17 protein-coding genes and 2 pseudogenes are annotated in these 18189 nt (G+C 63.3%); 8 read left to right on the top strand and 11 right to left on the bottom strand.

Features of this window, described 5'->3' with window-relative positions; genetic code table 11:
* Positions 1-60: 60 nt before the first annotated feature.
* Both CWT10_RS01750 and CWT10_RS01745 read right to left on the bottom strand, forming a co-directional pair.
* Positions 61-633 (bottom strand): PIN domain-containing protein, encoded by a 573-nt coding sequence (locus tag CWT10_RS01750; RefSeq protein ID WP_103063738.1) that lies wholly within the window; start codon positions 631-633, stop codon positions 61-63.
* Between the two features lie 59 nt (positions 634-692).
* Complete coding sequence (locus CWT10_RS01745; RefSeq protein ID WP_103063739.1) at positions 693-1130, bottom strand: helix-turn-helix domain-containing protein; 438 nt, start codon at positions 1128-1130, stop codon at positions 693-695.
* Positions 1131-1745: 615 nt separating this feature from the next.
* Between CWT10_RS01745 and CWT10_RS01735 the strand changes: the two genes are divergently transcribed.
* The 3 genes from CWT10_RS01735 to CWT10_RS01725 all read left to right on the top strand — a co-directional run bounded on the left by CWT10_RS01735 (position 1746) and on the right by CWT10_RS01725 (position 4181).
* Positions 1746-1952 (top strand): hypothetical protein, encoded by a 207-nt coding sequence (locus tag CWT10_RS01735; RefSeq protein WP_128683227.1) that lies wholly within the window; start codon positions 1746-1748, stop codon positions 1950-1952.
* Positions 1953-2258: 306 nt separating this feature from the next.
* Positions 2259-3575, top strand: coding sequence for an AAA family ATPase (locus CWT10_RS01730; RefSeq protein WP_103063742.1), 1317 nt, complete (start codon positions 2259-2261; stop codon positions 3573-3575).
* A gap of 3 nt (positions 3576-3578) precedes the next feature.
* Positions 3579-4181 carry an RloB family protein gene (locus tag CWT10_RS01725; RefSeq protein WP_103063743.1) on the top strand — a complete coding sequence of 201 codons (603 nt, stop codon included), beginning with the start codon at positions 3579-3581 and terminating at the stop codon, positions 4179-4181.
* 195 nt (positions 4182-4376) lie between these two features.
* On the opposite strand, the gene CWT10_RS01720 is transcribed toward CWT10_RS01725, so the two are convergent.
* The 5 genes from CWT10_RS01720 to CWT10_RS01700 all read right to left on the bottom strand — a co-directional run bounded on the left by CWT10_RS01720 (position 4377) and on the right by CWT10_RS01700 (position 12620).
* Complete coding sequence (locus tag CWT10_RS01720) at positions 4377-7469, bottom strand: type I restriction endonuclease subunit R (RefSeq protein ID WP_103063744.1); 3093 nt, start codon at positions 7467-7469, stop codon at positions 4377-4379.
* A 26-nt stretch (positions 7470-7495) separates the two neighbouring features.
* Positions 7496-8476, bottom strand: a complete 981-nt coding sequence (locus tag CWT10_RS01715; RefSeq protein ID WP_103063745.1) for a GIY-YIG nuclease family protein — start codon at positions 8474-8476, stop codon at positions 7496-7498.
* Positions 8473-9711 carry a restriction endonuclease subunit S gene (locus tag CWT10_RS01710; RefSeq protein ID WP_103063746.1) on the bottom strand — a complete coding sequence of 413 codons (1239 nt, stop codon included), beginning with the start codon at positions 9709-9711 and terminating at the stop codon, positions 8473-8475. Before CWT10_RS01710 ends, CWT10_RS01715 begins: the two co-directional genes overlap by 4 nt.
* Positions 9708-11267 (bottom strand): type I restriction-modification system subunit M, encoded by a 1560-nt coding sequence (locus CWT10_RS01705; protein WP_103063779.1) that lies wholly within the window; start codon positions 11265-11267, stop codon positions 9708-9710. Before CWT10_RS01705 ends, CWT10_RS01710 begins: the two co-directional genes overlap by 4 nt.
* Positions 11268-11417: 150 nt before the next feature.
* Positions 11418-12620, bottom strand: a complete 1203-nt coding sequence (locus CWT10_RS01700) for an ImmA/IrrE family metallo-endopeptidase (RefSeq protein ID WP_103063747.1) — start codon at positions 12618-12620, stop codon at positions 11418-11420.
* A gap of 546 nt (positions 12621-13166) precedes the next feature.
* Between CWT10_RS01700 and CWT10_RS17850 the strand changes: the two are divergent.
* From CWT10_RS17850 to CWT10_RS01680, 4 genes and pseudogenes are all read left to right on the top strand, one after another.
* A pseudogene (locus CWT10_RS17850) lies at positions 13167-13376 on the top strand (hypothetical protein); the annotation flags it as partial.
* 350 nt (positions 13377-13726) lie between these two features.
* Positions 13727-14530: pseudogene (locus CWT10_RS01690) on the top strand (transposase family protein).
* Positions 14531-14729: 199 nt separating this feature from the next.
* Positions 14730-15227, top strand: coding sequence for a helix-turn-helix domain-containing protein (locus CWT10_RS01685; RefSeq protein WP_103063749.1), 498 nt, complete (start codon positions 14730-14732; stop codon positions 15225-15227).
* A gap of 16 nt (positions 15228-15243) precedes the next feature.
* Positions 15244-15828, top strand: a complete 585-nt coding sequence (locus tag CWT10_RS01680; protein WP_103063750.1) for a PIN domain-containing protein — start codon at positions 15244-15246, stop codon at positions 15826-15828.
* A gap of 134 nt (positions 15829-15962) precedes the next feature.
* Here the strand turns inward: CWT10_RS01680 and CWT10_RS01675 are convergent, their stop codons facing one another.
* The 4 genes from CWT10_RS01675 to CWT10_RS01660 all read right to left on the bottom strand — a co-directional run bounded on the left by CWT10_RS01675 (position 15963) and on the right by CWT10_RS01660 (position 17663).
* Entirely contained in the window at positions 15963-16184 is a 222-nt protein-coding gene (locus tag CWT10_RS01675) for a hypothetical protein (protein ID WP_103063751.1), read from the bottom strand.
* Positions 16185-16345: 161 nt separating this feature from the next.
* Positions 16346-16918: an ImmA/IrrE family metallo-endopeptidase gene (locus CWT10_RS01670; protein WP_158247679.1), complete on the bottom strand. Its 573-nt coding sequence runs from the start codon at positions 16916-16918 to the stop codon at positions 16346-16348.
* Between the two features lie 230 nt (positions 16919-17148).
* On the bottom strand, positions 17149-17406 hold the full coding sequence (locus CWT10_RS01665) for a type II toxin-antitoxin system RelE family toxin (protein ID WP_103063753.1): 258 nt from the start codon (positions 17404-17406) through the stop codon (positions 17149-17151).
* Complete coding sequence (locus CWT10_RS01660; RefSeq protein ID WP_174721926.1) at positions 17403-17663, bottom strand: type II toxin-antitoxin system Phd/YefM family antitoxin; 261 nt, start codon at positions 17661-17663, stop codon at positions 17403-17405. Before CWT10_RS01660 ends, CWT10_RS01665 begins: the two co-directional genes overlap by 4 nt.
* Before the next feature lie 228 nt (positions 17664-17891).
* Between CWT10_RS01660 and CWT10_RS01655 the strand changes: the two genes are divergently transcribed.
* Positions 17892-18155 (top strand): hypothetical protein, encoded by a 264-nt coding sequence (locus CWT10_RS01655; protein ID WP_103063754.1) that lies wholly within the window; start codon positions 17892-17894, stop codon positions 18153-18155.
* The last annotated feature ends 34 nt before the right edge of the window (positions 18156-18189 follow it).

The raw sequence follows: 18189 nt of genomic DNA, 5'->3' as shown, positions 1-18189 counted from the left end.
AGCAGGCACACGGGCGAGCCGACTCCCGGCTTCATCCACACCCTCAAACGCGAAGCGCCGCTAAAGCAACGCGATCTGCTGAAGCACCTCACGGACGCACAGCGCAAACCCAGGACACCCGGACCGCATCAACACATCATCCAACTGCCGATACCCCGGCCTGTCCGCCCAGTACTCCATTTGCTCACGAACGATGGGCATCATACAGTTCGGGGCAGAGCTTGCGATCAATAGGAAGAACTCATCGGGCGTGATGACCGAGTAGATCTCACCGTCAGGATTATCGGTAAAGTCCCTGGAATCATTATGTGTGAGCAGAAAATCCGCCCGACCAAACACCGCCGCCGCGTGTACATGATAGTCATTCGGGTCAGCACCACTGAACGGCACATCGCCAGGATAGTCGGGAATCACCTCATCTAGACTCTCCCGAATGAGTTCAGCACGACGGCGGGTGACGCGTCCGGGCGCCCTCGGCTTCTTCTCACGCATGTTTGCAATGACCTCGGCCATGATGTCCTCGGTGGCATAGGTCTGGAACATGCCCGGATTATGGAGACGCAACAGGAACAACCAGTCCATGGTTGTTTTCTGAAACAGTACGTTCGCATCCACGAGCACCCGCTGCGTCATAGACGCAGGCTACGGCAAGCCGCAGCCGCACTCACAGGTTTCCGTGAATTTTGTCGCAGTCAGTCTTCGAAGTGCTCGAAGCCCCCTTCCGCGTCCAGAGCGCGCAACTCCTCGAAGGCACGGCGACGCTCACGCTCGCGCTCATCCCGAAGCCGCACTACGTCCTCTCGGCGGAAGCGAGTGTGCGTACCAACCCTGAAAGAGGCGATCACGCCGTCGCGGCTCCACTTCAGCAGCGTAGGACGCGAGACACCGAGCATGTCGGCCGCAACAGTGCTGGTGAGTTCGTCAGGGACACGGCCGATAGTGACCTCGCCATGCTCGGCGATCGAGGCGAGGGCTGCCAACAGAGCCCTCTGAACACCCTGCGTCAACACGACCTCGCGGCCGTCAGGGTGACGCAGTACGAGTACGGCTCCTTCTATGGGCTTGATCTCCTGAACCTCACGCACGGTCTGCGCCGCGAGGCCGACCCTGGTGAGCGTGCTGACGGACATGAAGCCTCCTCTCCTCGCACACGGTTCGTCGGCGCTGTTACAGCGTAACGCAGTTTCACTTATATGTGAAACACAGTGGGGATCACCACTCTTCTGGCGCAACCACAGGAGACCGGGCCTCGAACCGGGGCGTCCACCGGATGGCGACATCCGGTGGACGCCCTGACGCTCCGCGACGGCACGGATCGCAGCACGGGTACTGCTTTCGACCTTGACCGGCGTCATCCTGGACATGGTCCAGCAAACCGGCAAGGAAACCACCTCTTCGTCGGGGTGTACGCCGGTTGGCGGCGAAGGCATCCGAGGTGGACGCGGCGTCACAGGGCGGAGACCGAAGGCCGACACGCCAACGTCCGCAAGGGCGAGGAAACGGCCCGGAAGACGAGCGAACGGATCAACGCTATCGCTCATCTGATCCGGGCCGTTAGTGTCCTGATGGATTCCCTCCGCGGCTGGTTCTAGGACCGGCCGCATCGGGGAGTCATCCGGGTCCCAGCCGGGTGGCTCCCCACTATTGTGCCCGCCGCACAGCCGGGCGGGCAAGCGGGAGTCACACCTCGAACACACTTGTCCGTACTGGCCTTCTGGTCGGCGGCGCTTCTTAGGATCGTCCCCGTGACCACGGCCGTTCCTCCCAGCACCCCCTCTGCGAGCGCCACCCGCTTCGGCACCGGTCCCACGAGCCCCGCCCCTTCCCCCGCTCCCCCCGCCTCCCCTACCACCGCGCCGTCCGCTCCCACTCCCCCGCCGTCGCTCGACGTCGCCCCGGATGCCGCCGGACCGAGAGTCACCGGCAACCGCGGCGACGCACTGTTCTCCTGAACTCTGGCGAAGGCCTTCCTGCCCTCCCCGACCGCCCTGATACAGACAATCAATGAAAGGCATGGCACGACATCGCTCCCAGGCGGCGAGCGAGGAGGCGCCGGAATCCTCGGAGAAGTCGCGCACCCTGACGCGCCTGCGCGATCTGGCACAGGTGGCGAGCACGACGGGCTCAGGCAAGTCGCGCAAGGCCTCGACGGTCATGCCCGACGGGAGGGGCCCACCACAGTCACTCATCATTACATCAGATCCGTACTTTTTCTCCCAAATCTTGACATAGATAAGGGAACAGGCTAGCTTCGCTGTATGCTGCTCGATATCGCCACCTCCAACTTCCGAGTCTTCGCCAGCGAGGCCGGCCTATCGTTCGTGACCCCCTCGCTCAAGACGCAGACGCCGAAGCCACCCCAGACGTGGGAGAACTCGACCTACCGGATTGCCGCCGTCTACGGCGCCAACGCCTCCGGCAAGTCCACGCTGCTCGACGCCCTCCAGACACTCGCACACGCCGTCGCCAACCCCGGTCGCACGCTCTACGCACCACATGCACAGGCAAGCGCCGACCTCCCCACGACCTACGACGTCAACTTCACCCGCACGGGCGTCCGTTACCACTACACCGTGGAGGCCATGCCGTGGGGCATCCGTTCCGAGGTTCTGCACGCCTATCCCAAGGGCACCTCACGCCTTCTGTTCCAGCGAACCCAGCAGAGCGCCGACACGCCCATCGAGGTGAAGTCCGGACCGAGCCTCACGGGCCCGACCGCGGAAGTCAAGCGACTCCTCACCGCAACAGATCTCCTGCTCGCAGTAGCCTCGCGCTACCAGCACAAGACGCTCGCTCCGGTGTCACAGGGCTTGAGAGCCGGTACCAGCATCGCCGCCGTTAACCGCAGCGATCAGAGCACCGAGGACTGGGTGCAGTGGATCATCTCCCGGTTGATTGAGAACCCGAAGCGCTGGCAGGGCATTGTCAAGGCACTCGCACATATGGCGGACCTCGGTATCAGCGATGTCCGCGTCCAGGAGGAGCAGATTCCGCCAGAAGTCCTAGAGCGCATGCGCGCACTCCTGGCCGTCGGCAGCGACGACCTCTCGACTCAGATCCCCGACGACGCATTGCCCTCCGTTGTCCGCCTGCTCGTGTTCACTCACTCAGACGACGCAGGCAGGACATTCGACCTCGGCCTCGGCGCGCAGAGCATGGGCACGCTGACCTGGTTGACAACCGCCGGCCCGGCCGTCAACGCTATTGCTCGGGGAGACCTCCTTGTCGTCGATGAGCTCGATGCAAGCCTGCACCCGACCCTCGCTGCGGCCATGGTGAGAATGTTCAAGGACCCCGATATCAACACCACGGGCGCCCAGATCCTCTTCTCGACCCATGACACGTCTCTGCTCGGCAACGCGCCCAGCAAGGTGCTCGCTCCGGGCGAGGTGTGGTTCTGCGAGAAGCATGGAACGTCTAGTGAAGTCTTCTCCTTGGCGGACTTCGACACCCGCGCCAGCAACAATGAGCAGAAACGCTACCTCACCGGCCGCTTCGGCGCTCTACCGGATGTCGACTTCTCGCGGGTCATGGAAGCGATCGACATCGCACGAGCCCCGCAGACAGCAGGGTGAGCCGTGGGAAGGACGATTCAGCGCAACCGGAGGAACGCCCGCCGGACACGGACCACCGTCCTCATCATCACGAACGGAGCGAGAACGGAGAAGGAGTACCTCGAAGTCATCAAGAAGAAGGTCCCCCGTGATGCCGGCCTGGCAATCACCCTTCGCCCCGAGGACGGAAAGGAACCCGAGACAATCCTCAAGGACCTGACGGGCGGACGCGGAGGGCTCACGGATTTCGACGAGGTGTGGATCGTCGTCGACCATGATGGCACCGACCGCAAGCGCTTCCTCCAGGACTGCGCCAGTCTCAAGTCCAGCAGGGTCATCGGCGTCGTCTCAGTGCCTTGTTTCGAGGTGTGGCTCATTGCGCACTATGAGCGAGTCCGCAGGTACCAAGATCAGACTGACGCGCAGCGCCACTACCGTCAGCTGACCGGTCAGGACGGACGTGATGCCAAAGGGCTACCTAAGGACTTCCCCTTCGACCGGGTCGACGAGGCTGCGCAGCGGTGCTTCGTCGTCGGCGACTCTGCGCCCCAGATCAACGCCCAGGGATCCAGCCCCTCCACGACAATGCCCCATCTCCTCCGGCGTCTCGGCCTACTGAATCGATGACCCCTCGCGCAGTACAAGCTTCGAAGTTCCCCGCACCATCACACCCGCTCCGGGGCCCAGCGAGTCGGCTGGAAAGTGGCCCGCAGCGGGATGTCACCGTCATGCCCGCCAGGGGCCTCGACGCGACCTCGCCGCGCTACCACCGAGCTGCCAGCCACCCGATCCCGCCCACACCTTCAAACCGGAACACCCCGTTTACGCTTTCTCATTTGTGAGGTCCCCGAACCTCTCCACGTACGCCGTCAGCGCCTCGACGACGCGCGCCTTGCGCTCGCCGTGGCTCTGGCCGGCGGCCGCTTTGCGGAAGCGGGAGACGCGCGGGAGTAGACGGGTGATCGCGGTGCCCTCGGTAGGAACGACTCCGCTACGCAGGGCAGCGCCGACGAACTCCTCAGTTTCTGCCCCACGCAGCCCTTCGGCAGTAACGATGGCGTCCAGCTCTGCGGCCATCCGCGCCGCGATGAATGCCTTCCACTGCTTGTCAACTGCCCCGTTGCCGGAGACGGACATAACGAAGTCCTCAATGAGGTCGCGCTTGGAGTGGAGCGTGGGGCTGGAGGCGATGGCGCGCTTGATCTCCACGGGGATCTCCCGGTCCTCGCCGTTACTCCCGCCCCGCTGTGCTCGCTTATCCTCCACGAGCCTCAGGATGTAGTCGACACCGACCTCAACCTGCTTGATGAGCTCGATCTCAAAGACGAGGTCCTCGTTGACGACCTCCTTCTCCGCCTCGGCCGCCGCGCGCATCTGGGTATGGATCTCCAGGTACATGCTGGTGTAGTCGGCAAGGTCGGCGTCGTTGAGGCCCCCCATGTTGTCCTCAGCGAACTCATCGAAGGAGACCAGGATGTTCCGCAACCGGAGTATCTGGCCGAACAGCGTCACGAACTCCTTCTGAGCCTCCTCGGAGGTGATCACCTCGCCGGGCCGCCACTTGTCGCGCAGCTGGGCGACCTTGGCGATGAACTCTTCCAGGTACTCGCGGTAGGACCGCAGGAGGATGGTGCCGCTGGCGTTCTTGTTGCCGAACAGGGCGATGGCGGCGTCGGTCTCGGCCTGTAGGTTACGGAAGCAGACGATGTTCCCGTAGCTTTTGACGGCGTTGAGGATGCGGTTGGTGCGGGAGAACGCCTGGATGAGGCCGTGGGTGCGCAGTTGCTTGTCGACCCACAGGGTGTTGAGGGTCTTGGAGTCGAAGCCGGTGAGGAACATGTTGACGACGATGACGAGGTCGATCTGCCGCTTGGTGAGGCGGGCGGATATGTCTTCGTAGTAGCCTTCAAAGCCTGAGGCGCTGGTATCGTAATTGGTTCCAAACTGGTGGTTGTAGTCTGCGATGGCGGCGTCGAGGAAGGCCCGGTCGTCGGCGGACAGCGCGGTGGGGTCGGTGGACTCCTCCGCGAGTGAGTCCCCGGGCGCTTCGGCGTTGGCGGCGTAGGAGTAGATGATGCCGATGGTGAGTCGCTGGTCGCTGGGCAGTCCCTGCTGCTGCCGGGCGAATTCCTGGTAGTAGGCGCGCGCGGCGGGGATGGATGCGGTGGCAAGCAGTGAGTTAAAGCCGGCCAGGCGCTGCTGCCCGAGCGTGTAGGTCCGGTTGCGCCGGGTCTTCTGGTGGAAGTGCTCGCGAATGTAGGTGACTACCTGCGCTATCCGGCCGGGTGCGAGGAGTGCACGCTCGGTGTCGATGGCGCTGATTTCGGCGTCGACGACGTCGTCGCGGCTGTGCACGGTGTCGATGTAGTCGATGCGGAAGGGCAGGACGTTCTTGTCGCCGATGGCGTCGACGATCGTGTAGGAGTGGAGCTGGTCACCGAAGGCCTGGGCAGTGGTGCGCAGTTGCACGTTGCCGCTGGAGCCGGCGTTATCGGCGAAGATGGGGGTGCCGGTGAAGCCGAAGAGGTGGTAGTTGCGGAAGGCCTTGGTGATGGCGGTGTGCATGTCACCGAACTGGCTGCGGTGGCATTCGTCGAAGATGAGGACGACGTGCCCGGTGTAGACCTCGTGCTTACGGTTGCGTCCAACGAAGGTGGCCAGCTTCTGGATTGTGGTGACGATGATCTTGACCGAGGGGTCATTGATCTGGGCTGTCAGCTGGATGGTGGACTGGTTGGCGGATACGGTGCCCTCGGCGAAGCGGTTGTATTCCTTGATGGTCTGGTGGTCTAGGTCTTTGCGATCGACGACGAAGATAACCTTGTCGATCTCCTCCATTCCGGCGGCGAGCTTGGCGGTCTTGAAGGATGTGAGGGTCTTACCGCTGCCGGTGGTGTGCCAGATGTATCCGCCGGCGGCGAGGGTGCCGGTCTGGCGGGCGTTGGTGGAGGTGTTGATGCGCTGGAGGATCGCCTCGGTGGCGGCGATCTGGTAGGGCCGCATGACCAGTAGCTTGCGGTCCGCGAGGGTGTCGGCGACGGTGAACACGCAGTAGCGCGTCAGGACTGCGAGCAGCGTGTGCTTGGACAGGAAGGTGCGTGTGAAGTCGACGAGGTCGGTGATGCGCTGGTTGGCGGCGTCGGTCCACCAGGAGGTGAACTCGTAGGCGTCTGATGTTGCGGCCTTGACCTGGCGCTGCATTCCCTGGTTCCCGGTGAGGTGATCCTGGCGGGTGGTGTTGGCGTAGTACTTCGTGTAGGTGCCGTTGGAGATGATGAAGATCTGGACGTAGCCGAACAGGCCCGCCCCGGACCAGAAGGAGTCGCGCTGGTAGCGGTTGATCTGGTTGAAGGCCTCGCGAATGTCGACGCCGCGCCGTTTGAGCTCGATGTGAACCAGCGGCAGCCCGTTGACGAGGATGGTGACGTCGTAGCGGTTGGAGCGCGCAGCGTTGGTGGCGACGTACTGGTTGGTGACTTGCAGTCGGTTGTTGTGGATGTGCTGCTTGTCGATGAGGCGGATGTTCTTGGACTCGCCGTTGTCCCGGGTGAAGACCTGGACGTGGTCCTCCTGGATGCGCTGGGTCTTCTCGACGACGTCGAGCGCGCCTCCGGTGGTGAGGATGGAGTGCTCGAAGAAGCGCTTCCACTCGGCGTCGGTGAAGCGGTAGTCGTTGAGCGCCTCAAGCTGGGTGCGGAGGTTGGCTATGAGTTCGGCTTCCGCGTTGTCGGGACTGAACTCGATATGCTCGTACGCCTGGTCCTGGAGCTGTGCAATGAAGGCGCGTTCAAGGTCCGCTTCGGACTGGTACGCCTTGCTGGTACGTTCGCTCGGCTCGTAGGCGCCGACGACGGTGGCCTCGTCGGTCAGTATGACGGGTTCAATGCGTACGGCGTGGGCTTCGCGGATGGTCATGTCAGTGTTGTCTCTCTGCGTTCCAGTCACGGGCCGACGACGGCGATCCTGCTCGCCTCGCCCTGTCCTTCTTCGACTTCAGCATTGGATGGAGGCAGGTCTCCGTTCTCCCAGTCGGCGTATGTGCCTCCTTCCCAGGTCCAGCTTGCCCGTCCGTTGCAGGAGCGCCCGAGCGCGATCGCTCCCGCAGTGGACGGAGAGCTGAAGGGGATATCGCGAGTCAAGGTACCAGTAGGACCCTTCACAACGATTGAGCCGTCATCGATAAGTTTCTCATGCTGCGCGCGATACGATGCGTATAGCCGCCTAGTGCTCTGACTATGGCCCTCGTTGTTCTGGCCAGGGCCGCCCCATGAGCCTACGATAATTGACCCTTCAAGCATGATGAACTCGGACCCACTTACGCGTGCGCGCGCATCAACCCCTCTCCCTTGACTGAACAACCGGAATGTCGGCGAGTCAAAATCACTCAGAGACGCTACGCCACTTCGCTCCGTCCTGACATTACTCAGCACGTTCACACCGAGGACAGGCAGAACAGAACGAACCTGCGTCAAGAAAGCATCGGTATCCGAGACTTGAGCTTCTGAAAGCTTACGTGGCTTCGGGGTCTGAACGTTATCCGTCAGAGAACATCTTTTCGCTTCCGCCGCGATCTCCAACATGCGGGATTCCAGGTAGCCCCAGTGACCTTGGTTGAAGGCATCTTCGCGAGATGAGATAACAACCGCCCGCGTCCACCAGTCCTTCTTGCGATCATGGTCAACAAACCGCTCTGCGAAGTTCTCAGTCTTGCCGATGTAGCATCGAGTGGACTCGATTGCCTCAGGATCCTCGCCGAGAAGCAGGTATACGCCGTTCGTCTGCGCATCCCATCGGGCACGGAGTTCTTTAAGCATAGTTCTCGGACCGGAAAGGATGTGTCCAGTCCAGCCTGAAACATCTGCCGTCGTGATCCCACCAGACTTGCCGTCCACCAAGAATATCTCAATATGCTTGCCGGTCATGCTGATGCGCCCTTCTCCGGGAAGGTCAGGAGCCTGTCCCGGTAGTACTCATACTGCTTGCGCCGCGCCGCGATCTCCGCCGGCAGGCCGTAGTTGAGGTCACCGACCAACGTCCGAAACTGTTCGAGCATGTCTGCAGCCGTACGCTGAACAGGCAAGGGCGGTAACGGGATTTCATGCGAAAGAAAACGCTTAGACTCGACCGCCGCCATAGAACCATCGGTGCGGACGTACCTTCTCCGCAGAAGATGCTCCTCAGCTCGAAGAACTTCGGACACATAGACGGGGTCCACACCGTGACCGGGCAGCAAAGCTCGCATATCCTGATTCAAAGTTACTTCGATGCCGACATACGCAATCGGAAGTTTTCGCCGCAAAATGTTCGAGCGGAACACGATCGCGACGCTCCCTTCGGGAACCATATGCAGCGAGGTTTCGCGTACGGCGGTTTCAGTCACCATATCTCCAGTGCGACAGACCACATCAGCATCCATGTCTTTAGGGGTTAACCAAGGAACACTTGCAGCATCCCAATATAACGAGTTGCGCGTAGATGGCGTAACTCCTCCAACCCACCTACCAAGACTCTTAAGCGCAACCGGCAGGGCGGACTGCGCAGCACGCGCAAGCAGCTCCAAACGATAATAGGCATACTGATCCCTACGGGCCTCCAGCTCCGCCTCCAGCTCCGCCTCCAGCTGGGTGAACTGATCCAATATTCTCACAATTTCGCGCTGCACCGCAAGCGGAGGAATCGGGAACCGGAACCGTTTGAAGCCAACCATGTCAACTGACTGAAAACTCGAGACCGTAGTGTTCTTCTTGCACCACTCATCCAGGCGGAAGCAGTAGTAGTACAGGAACTTGATATCGAAGCAGCTGCGATACTCATCCTTCAACGTGAGGCAAGTAAACCTCTGGTTCGAGAGATGCGGCACCCGGATCAGCGCGTGCTCTCCGATCGTTGCGGATGTTGCTACCAAGATCGAATCTGCGGCAAACAGCCGACCACCTTTAACCGCAGACTTTGATATCCGCTGCATCGAATCACTGAGGATTCTACCGTTAGCCCGGATGTCCTCCATCCTGAACCAAGGCACCTCATCGCCGGACCATGCCTCGGCGTCAGTCTTCCGCGGCGTGTAGCCATTCCGCGTGTTGAACAACGTCGCCAGCGGCTTGTACTCCACTCCGTCGGGGCACAGTTCCTTGACCAGGTCATCGATGCGGCTCACTTGGCGTCCCCTTCCAGGTCGGCGACGATCGCGTCGATGCTGGCACGCAGCTCGGCCTGGCGCGCCACGATGCGTGCGATCTCAGCGTTCAGCGCCACGATGTCTACCTCCTCGCGTGTGTCTTCTGCCTCCACGTAGGCCGACACCGAGAGGTTGTAGCCGTTCTCCGCAAGCTGCTCCGCGCCTACCACAGCAGAGCGGTGCGCCGCCACTTCACGCTTCGCCACGGCATCGACAATGAAGTCGCGGTGCTCGGGCGCGAGATGGTTCTTGTTGCCGGTGCGGACGAACTGGTCAGAGGCATCGAGGAAGAAGACATCGTTGGTGGTCTTCGACTTCTTGAGCACGATGATGCAGGTGCCGATCGTCGTGCCGAAGAACAGGTCGGGCGGTAGCTGGATGACCGCCTCCACGTAGTTGTTCTCGATCAGGTACTTGCGGATCTTCTGCTCCGCCCCGCCCCGGTACAGGACACCGGGGAACTCGACGATCGCCGCCGTGCCCTTGACGTCCAGCCAGGACAGCATGTGCATGGTGAAGGCCAGGTCGGCCTTCGACTTCGGGGCCAGGATGCCCGCGGGGGCGAAGCGCGGGTCATTGATGAGGGTTGGATCGTCCTTGCCGATCCAGTGCGTCGAGTACGGCGGGTTGGAGACGATCGCCTCGAAGGGCTCGTTGTCCCAGTGCGCCGGATGCTGCAGTGTGTCCCCGTGGGCGATGTTGAAGTCCGCGAAGTTAATGTCATGCAGGAACATGTTGATGCGGCACAGGTTGTAGGTGGTCAGGTTGATCTCCTGGCCGAAGAACCCGCCACGGACGTTCTCCTTGCCGAGCACCTTGGCAAACTGGAGCAGCAGCGAACCTGAGCCGCAGGCCGGGTCATACACCCGGTCCACGCTCGTCTTGCCGGCCACGGCGATGCGCGCCAGCATCTCGCTGACCTCCTGCGGGGTGAAGAACTCCCCTCCGCTCTTGCCCGCCGAAGAGGCGTACATGGTCATCAGGAACTCGTAGGCGTCACCGAAGGTGTCGATGGTCGAGTCACCGTATGACAGGTCGAGATCCCCTATGGCATTGATGATCCGCACCAGCTTCTCGTTGCGCTGGGCGACCGTGGAGCCGAGCTTGTTGGAGTTGACGTCGACGTCGTCGAACAGGCCACGCAGGTCCGACTCGGCCCCGGTGCCGAAGGCGGAGAGCTCGATGTTCTTGAAGATCCTGGACAGCGTCTCGTTGAGGTTCTCATCGTGCGGCGCCCGCTCGCGCACATTGCCGAACAGCTCCGACGGGGCGATGAAGAAGCCCTTCTCGTTGATGATGTCGTCGCGCGCCTCGCGTACCTCGGAGTCGCCCAGTGCCGCGTAGTCGAATTCCAGCTCACCGGCTTCATGCTCTCCGGCGTTGATGTACTCGGTGAGGTTCTCCGAGATGAACCGGTAGAAGAGGAAGCCCAGGACGTAGGCCTTGAAGTCCCAGCCGTCCACGCTTCCGCGCAGCTCGTTGGCGACCTTCCAGATCGTCCGGTGGAGCTCGGCGCGCTCGGTCTCTTTGGTCACGGGTTCCTCGTTCTCGTCGTCGGGGCGGTGCCGGGGTCGGGCACCACGGGACAGTGTCGCACCTGCCTCCGACACGAAAGCAGGGCGCTCCGGCGAACAGTCGAACTGTGCCACGCCGGCTACTGACCCGGGCTCATGGCTCCGGGAGACTTAGCTCAGGGCGAGCTTCAGCGCTCCGCCGCGCGGGTGGAATGGTGCATCAAGCTTGCCCACGCTCTCTGCCAACCCCTCGAAGGTCGAGTGCGTCGCTGTCCCCAGCATCCGGTAGGCATCCCGGTACGTCGTCCGCCCCTCCAGGGTCGAAGAGACCACCGCCCGGGTGAATGGGCGCCCCAGACGCCGCAACTGAGTGTTGTAGTACTCCCCACCCGCACCGCTGCTACGACTGGACTGCATGACTTCCATGACCCGCATGCGTTCGGCGTCGTACCGGGACATGAACTCGTCCCAGGTCAGTCGCCCAACTTCTCGGAGCCTGGCAAGCACCACAAGAGTGCTGACCTTGTAGTGGGCGGCCAGTCGCTCCAGTTCGTCCTCACCGTAGCTTCCTGCCCACTCCTCACGGAGCGACTCGAGGGGGACCAGCACCTCCGCAGCAACCTGGTTGCACCAGTGCTCCTCCTCTTTCGTTCCCTTCACAGCACCTGTAGTGGCGTCGGAGAGAGCGCTGCGTCCCAGCCACAGGTGGGCGAGCTCATGAACGAGAGTGAAGATCTGCGCGGCCTTCGTATCGGCACCGTTTACAAAGATGAGCGGAGCGATGTCGTCAGCCAGAACGAATCCGCGAAACTCCTCCGGGTCGAGCCCGCGGTGCGTGTTCGCGCCGACGATCCCACTGACCATGACCAGGACCCCGATGGTCTCAACACGCTTGATGAGGTCCGTCATCGCGGCTGCCGAGTTAGAGGCGGACCGCTCGTCCAGGCGGAGCACTTCCCTTATGCGGGCGGCGACATCCTCCGCCCGAGTCGCCAGCGTTGCAGACCCCACGAAGCCGAGCGGGGAAGCGCCCAGTTCCAGGGCGTCGTCGCGATACCAGTCCTGGCGCCTTTGGCACAGGTAGATCGTCTCCAGCAGGTCGGCGGACGGCGCGCGGACTCCGGCGTCGCGAATGGTCCGCATGTCCGGGATAGGGATCTCCTCGACCGGCGGAGTAGGCAGGAAGAGCATCCCGAAGGGCGTGTGTGTGTCAGAAGCGAACTTCTCCACCTGCTTGAGAGTGGGGCGCCTGGTGCCATCAATCCAGTCATCGAACTTGGGGGCACGACGACGGATGGTCTCCTCGTCCCAGCGCGCCCGCCTGACGGCCCAACGCAGCAGGTCGGGCGCGACATCCACACGGACTACGGTCATGGGGTTCTCCTTCGCGTCCCGAACTCATGCACAAGTTTGCCGCATACCACCGACATCTTCAGCCTCCAAAGCAGAGTCGCCCGTCATCGTCCGGGCACAACCGCTGGCTGCCACGCGCTTGACCACAACCTTGGCTGTCAACGGTGCGATCCGCTGGAATCCCCGCGTTGTCGCGGACGAGCGGCAGTGAGGAGCAGTCCGACCACTACTCAGGCATGAGTACATCATTGCCTCGGAGCCTTCTCTCTTCCGCCCTACGCCACCTGCTCTTTGCCTTGGTCTCGCACCTGCTTACCACCTTGATCCTCTGCATGCTCGGATGCCCCTGGACCAGCGAGCTCATCGCGCTCACCATTGACCTCCTCTGGACCGTCATCCGACACCCGGCCACGAAACGCCTCGGCACGCGCGTCATCAGCAGGATCACTCGTAGAGCCGATCCTCCTCGCCACGCCGCGGGACGGCGGCCTCGGCGCCGAGACCGTCGTCGCCGTACGCAAAACCTTCGAGCTGGGCGGGCGCGACGCCGCGCCGGGCAGGAGCGGCGCCGCCGAACTCAATGATGCCGCGGCACTGCTGAACCTGTGGCTCGAGGAGGACCGCGCCTCGGGGGCGGGCGCCCCGCAGTCCATCGCCATCCTGGTGCGCGAGCGCTCACTGCTGTACGTGGCCGCCACGCGCGCCCGCGACCAACTGGCCATCTCCTGGTCCGGCCAGGCCAGTCCCCTGCTGGAAGGGGTACGCGGGGCCGGGTGAGTGAACACGTTCAAGTTCGCCAGCCGACGTCTTCCGCGGAAGACCGAAACTGTAGGGGCCGGGTACCTGGTAGACGCTTTAATGTCATGTCGGGCCGGACTTGTCACAGCCGCGGTGACATACTCGGATTATGCAGATCGCTTACCTCGATTAGTCATACACGGACACCCTGTACTTCGTCGGCGCAGCCGTGCCAGGCACTGAGTCTTTCTCACCGGGGTTGAGGGCGGGGGGTTGGGATCGTTGGGGTGGTGCGGGAAGGTGGGTGTGTCGTTGGTGGGTGCACGCGGAGCCTTCCGGCAGCATGTGTTTCGACCAAAAAACCAAGCCCGAAAAGAGGCCCCGCGCGGGTGTCCTATCGTGCCACTCACGGGCGTCCCAGTTTCCACTGCCCGGACTGTGTCCCGGTGGATCGCCGCCCACCGCCGTCGTCATGATGTGCGTCCCTGGCAGCGGGCCGCCACCAGCTGGGTACAGGCTGTCATGCTGCTGCGCTGGCTGATCCACGCCACAGATGTGGCCGGCATCGCCCGCGACGCAGGCGTGTCCCCTGCCACCGCTTACCGGTACCAGCCGCGAGGCCCTGGGCATAGTGTCCTCAAAGGCGCCGGACCTACCCGAGGTGCTACGCCGGCTCAAGGACAACGGCAAGCCGTTCGTGTGCCTGGGGTCGGAACCTTGATCCGCACCGACCGGGTCGCCGAGCGTGACCCCGACACCGGCTACCACCTGTGGTACTCGGGCAAGCACAAGGCGCCTCACGCGGGAACATCCAAGTGCTTACCGACTCAACCGGCTATCCGGTGTGGACCTCGCCGGTCGAGCCCGGCTCGGTCCACGACATCAAGGCCGCCCGTACCCACATGCTGCCAGCCCTATACCCGGTAGCCGCCCAGGGCACAGTGACGCTGGCGGACAAAGGCTACGTAGGTGCCGGCATCGGCATCAAGGTGCCCATCAAGGGCTCCAAACCCGACACCGGGACACGCTCCTACAACCAGGTCCAAGCCCACCTGCGAGCCCCCGCCGAAACAGCCAACGCCCTGCTCAAGAGCTTCAAGGCCCTCAAGCGAGTCACCCTCCACCCATCGGCCATCACCAAAATCACCGCCACCGCGCTAGTCATCCTCAACCTGAACAACAACCTCCCCTGATGAGAAAGGCTCAGTGAGCTAAAGCCTATCGGCGAGGACAGATCCCGCTTGAACGATAGAGTCTTGCCCTCCCGGTCTGCATCCCAGCTGCCCAGGCCGAGAGCGAGATAGTCAGCCGTGAGCGTCCTCTTCCTGACTGTCGGCGAGTGCACGCCCTACCGGCTTTCGGTTTTTTCGATTCGTCGGCTAAGGTGGTGCCATGAGCGCCACGACCACAATGACGCACTCGACGACCCTGCCTCCTGAGGACCTCGAGCCGATGCTCGACCTGTCCCGCTTCCTGGACCAGGTGAGAGAGCCGGCCGTGCTTGTCGGGCCTGATGGTCAGACCGTCGGTCTCCCAATGGAGGTCTACCGGATCCTCAGCGACGTCGTCCACGCTATGTCGCAGGGCCGCGCGATTACCGTCGCGCCCGTCGACCAGATGTTGACAACCCAGGAGGCCGCGGACTTCCTCGGCATCAGCCGCCCCACCCTCGTCAATCTCCTGGAGTCCGGCCGCCTCCCCTTCGAGCGCCCCACAGGCAGCAGGCACCGCCGGGTCCGACTCGCCGACGTCGTCGAGTACCAGCGCCAGTCAGCCCAGGAACACAGCGACACCTTGGACGCCATGACCCGCGAAGCGGTGGAGAGCGGCCTGTACGACGACACCGCAGCGGACTACACAGCCGCCCTGCGACGCGCCCGCAAGAGCTGACAGGCGACGCGCCGCCATGGCCCTTTTCTCGGCGATGTTGGACGCCTGTGTGCTTGTCCCGGTAACGCTGGCCGACACCCTCCTGCGACTCGCTGAGGACGGTCTCTACCGTCCCTTGTGGAGCGCTCGAATCATCGCCGAGACGGTCCATGCGATTGAAGAAGTTCATCCTCAACTGCCCGCTGACGCCATCCGACGCCGAGCCGCAGCCATGGACACCGCCTTCAGTGATGCCTCAGTGACCGGCTGGAAAGCACTGGAAACCGCCATCAGCCTCCCTGATCCGGATGACCGCCATGTCGTGGCCGCCGCCATCATGGGCCGCGCCGACGTCATCGTCACCAATAACATCAAGGACTACCCGCCAGCTACCCTCAAACCATGTCACATCGAGGTTCAGACCCCCGATGTCTTCCTCTTGCACCAACTCGACCTGGCTCCCTCCACTGTCATGTCCGCACTGTGGCGACAGGCGCGGTCCTCGCACAGGCCGCAACTCACCATCGGAGCCCTGCTCGACCATCTTGCCCTTTGCGGCGCCCCGGACTTCGCACGCGCCGCAAAGGCTCAAAGATGGCGCCTCACTGCAGAAGGCCGATGACTCTCCCGGTTGGAGGGGCAGGCATATATGGCTCTTCCGGTTTGAGAGGGTAGCAGCCGTAAGTAACCTCACACCACGCACCATCACGCGGTACACCTGACCCCTTAGGCCGCATGGAAGCGCTTGTTCGCTTCCTACCGGGTCATGCCGAGCACATCGCCGATCGCCTGCCACGACCGGCCGGCCTCACGCGCCGCCATAACGGCATCATCGAGCGTGTGCTCAGCGGCACGCGCACGCATATGCGCCACCGCGACTCGCGCGAGAGCAGGATCGTCGACCGTCGCTACAGGATCCGGCCCCTCACCACCATTGGCATTCTCTAGCTCATCAAGCATCTCCTCAACAGTCCTCATGACTCAGTCCCTCCCCCGGAAACCCCATACACGCGACCATGGCACGCCAGCGCGAGGCCTGGCCTCACCCGTGAGAGTAACAACGTCGACCGAAGAGCCCGGCGGCAGACACCAGCCCATCGGTTGGCAAGCCAGTCTACCGGGGCTGACAAGCCAACCGGTCATGCGACCAGGTGCAGGCCGCGCGCCTCGGGGATGAAGGGCGAGGGCCTGCCAGGCGCTACACCGACGAGTTCACGGATTTCCGCGTCGGTGAGCCCGGCATCCGCAAGGGCCTTCCCGACGCTCGCTGCCAGGCGGGGCGTCTCTGGCGGCAACGTGTCGCTGCCGGGCTCCTGCTTGCGCCACCCGCGACGCGAGAGCCGCTTATAGAAGTCCTGACGCTCCTGTGCACTGACGGCGCCGAGGGCGTGCGCCCGCTCCATAAGAGCCTGCATGGACACACCCCACTCCTGCTTGAGGTCGAGAAGCCTACCGAGGGTGAGCGCACGCAACTGGGGGCGTATGACGTGCTCGGGCATCAAGAACTCGGCGGCAAAGGCACTCGCCTGTGTCTCGACGTCTTCGTCCTGGTGCTGGGAGTGCATTACAAGATGGCCGAGCTCATGAGCCAGAGTCAGACGACGCCGGTCAGTCGGCATCCGGGAGTTGACAAGGATGATGGCGTGGTCGCCGGCCCACTGGGACATGCCGTCTATGCGTGGTGTCGAGAAGTCCTGGTCAACAACAAGCACGCCCGCTGACTCGATCCACGCGGTTAGGGGCTCGTCGTGATGGCGGGTGTGGTGGTTGGCGACGTGGGCGTCGGTTCCTTGTCCCCGCGACCGCGCGGTCTACTACGCCGATTCGCCGTTGGGTACGCCTCTTCGGCGTCTACTACGCCAGTTAGACCTCTGCTGAAGGGTCCAGAGCCCTTCAGCAAACACCGAACCGGCGTAGTAGACGATCCCGGCGCCCGCCACGCTCAACGCTTGCCGAGCCGCTCGAGCTCAACGGCGAGCACCAGCACCAGCAGCACACCATCGTGGACCTCGTAGACAATGCGGTAGTCGCCGCTGCGCACGCGCCACTCGCCCCGCCCTCCGACCAGCTTCTTGGCCCCAGAGGGACGAGGCTCCTGCGCCAGCAGCTCAACCACCGCCTGAACCCGGAGCCGAGCTCGGCCGTCCAGCTTGCGCAGCTGGCGCGCGGCTGCGGGGCTGAACTCGATCCGGTACGTCATGCCAGCCCGAGGTCCGCCTTGACCTCATCCCAGGGAATGGTGCCGTGCTCGGCAACCTCCGCACGAGCCGCTTCGGCCGCCTTGATGTCCTCAAGGTCCTCCGCGGCCTCGGTCAGGCGCTCAAGGTCCTCCGCATCGATGACCGCCGCAACGCGACGGCCCCGGCGGGTGAGGAAGACGGGCGCATGGTGCACGCGGGCGTCGTCAATGACGTCAGCGAGCCTGCTGCGCGCGGCGGATACACTGATTTCGGTCATGATGCTCAGTATGTGCAATAACGCTCAAAATGTACATGTTGCTCATCAACACCAGCCTCCGCCCATGCCGACGCCTCATACCCGCCCCTGCGGTACCCTCGCCCCTGTGAGCCGCATCTCCCGCCGGGTACGCCGTCGCGTTCTACCACCCCGCCCGGGGCACACCGTCTCACCCCCAACGCCGGGCCCAGCCGCCTCCCCCGCCCCTACGGCCCACAAGGCTGACCCATGTCCCTCCTCCTGCCCAGCCTCCAGGCCGAACGCATCCGCCGCTCCATCGTCGACTACCTCTCCACCAACTTCGCACTCACGGACGCGGAGCCGCGGCGGACCCTCGCCGACTTCCTCCAGGACCCCGAGCAGGGCATCTTCGTCGGCCCCTACGTGCGGCTGCGCCTGCCGTACCTGCCCGCGAGCGCCCGCTCCGACGCCCTCGACTGGGACCCCGGGCTCGCCCCTACCGGCACCAGGAAGACGCATATTGGCGCCTGACCACCAAGGGCAGTCACCGCCCCGAGCCGACCAT

Origin of the sequence: Actinomyces qiguomingii (assembly GCF_004102025.1) — a bacterium.
Classification (GTDB): Bacteria; Actinomycetota; Actinomycetes; order Actinomycetales; family Actinomycetaceae; genus Actinomyces; species Actinomyces qiguomingii.
This window is presented reverse-complemented; position numbering and strand designations above follow the sequence as displayed.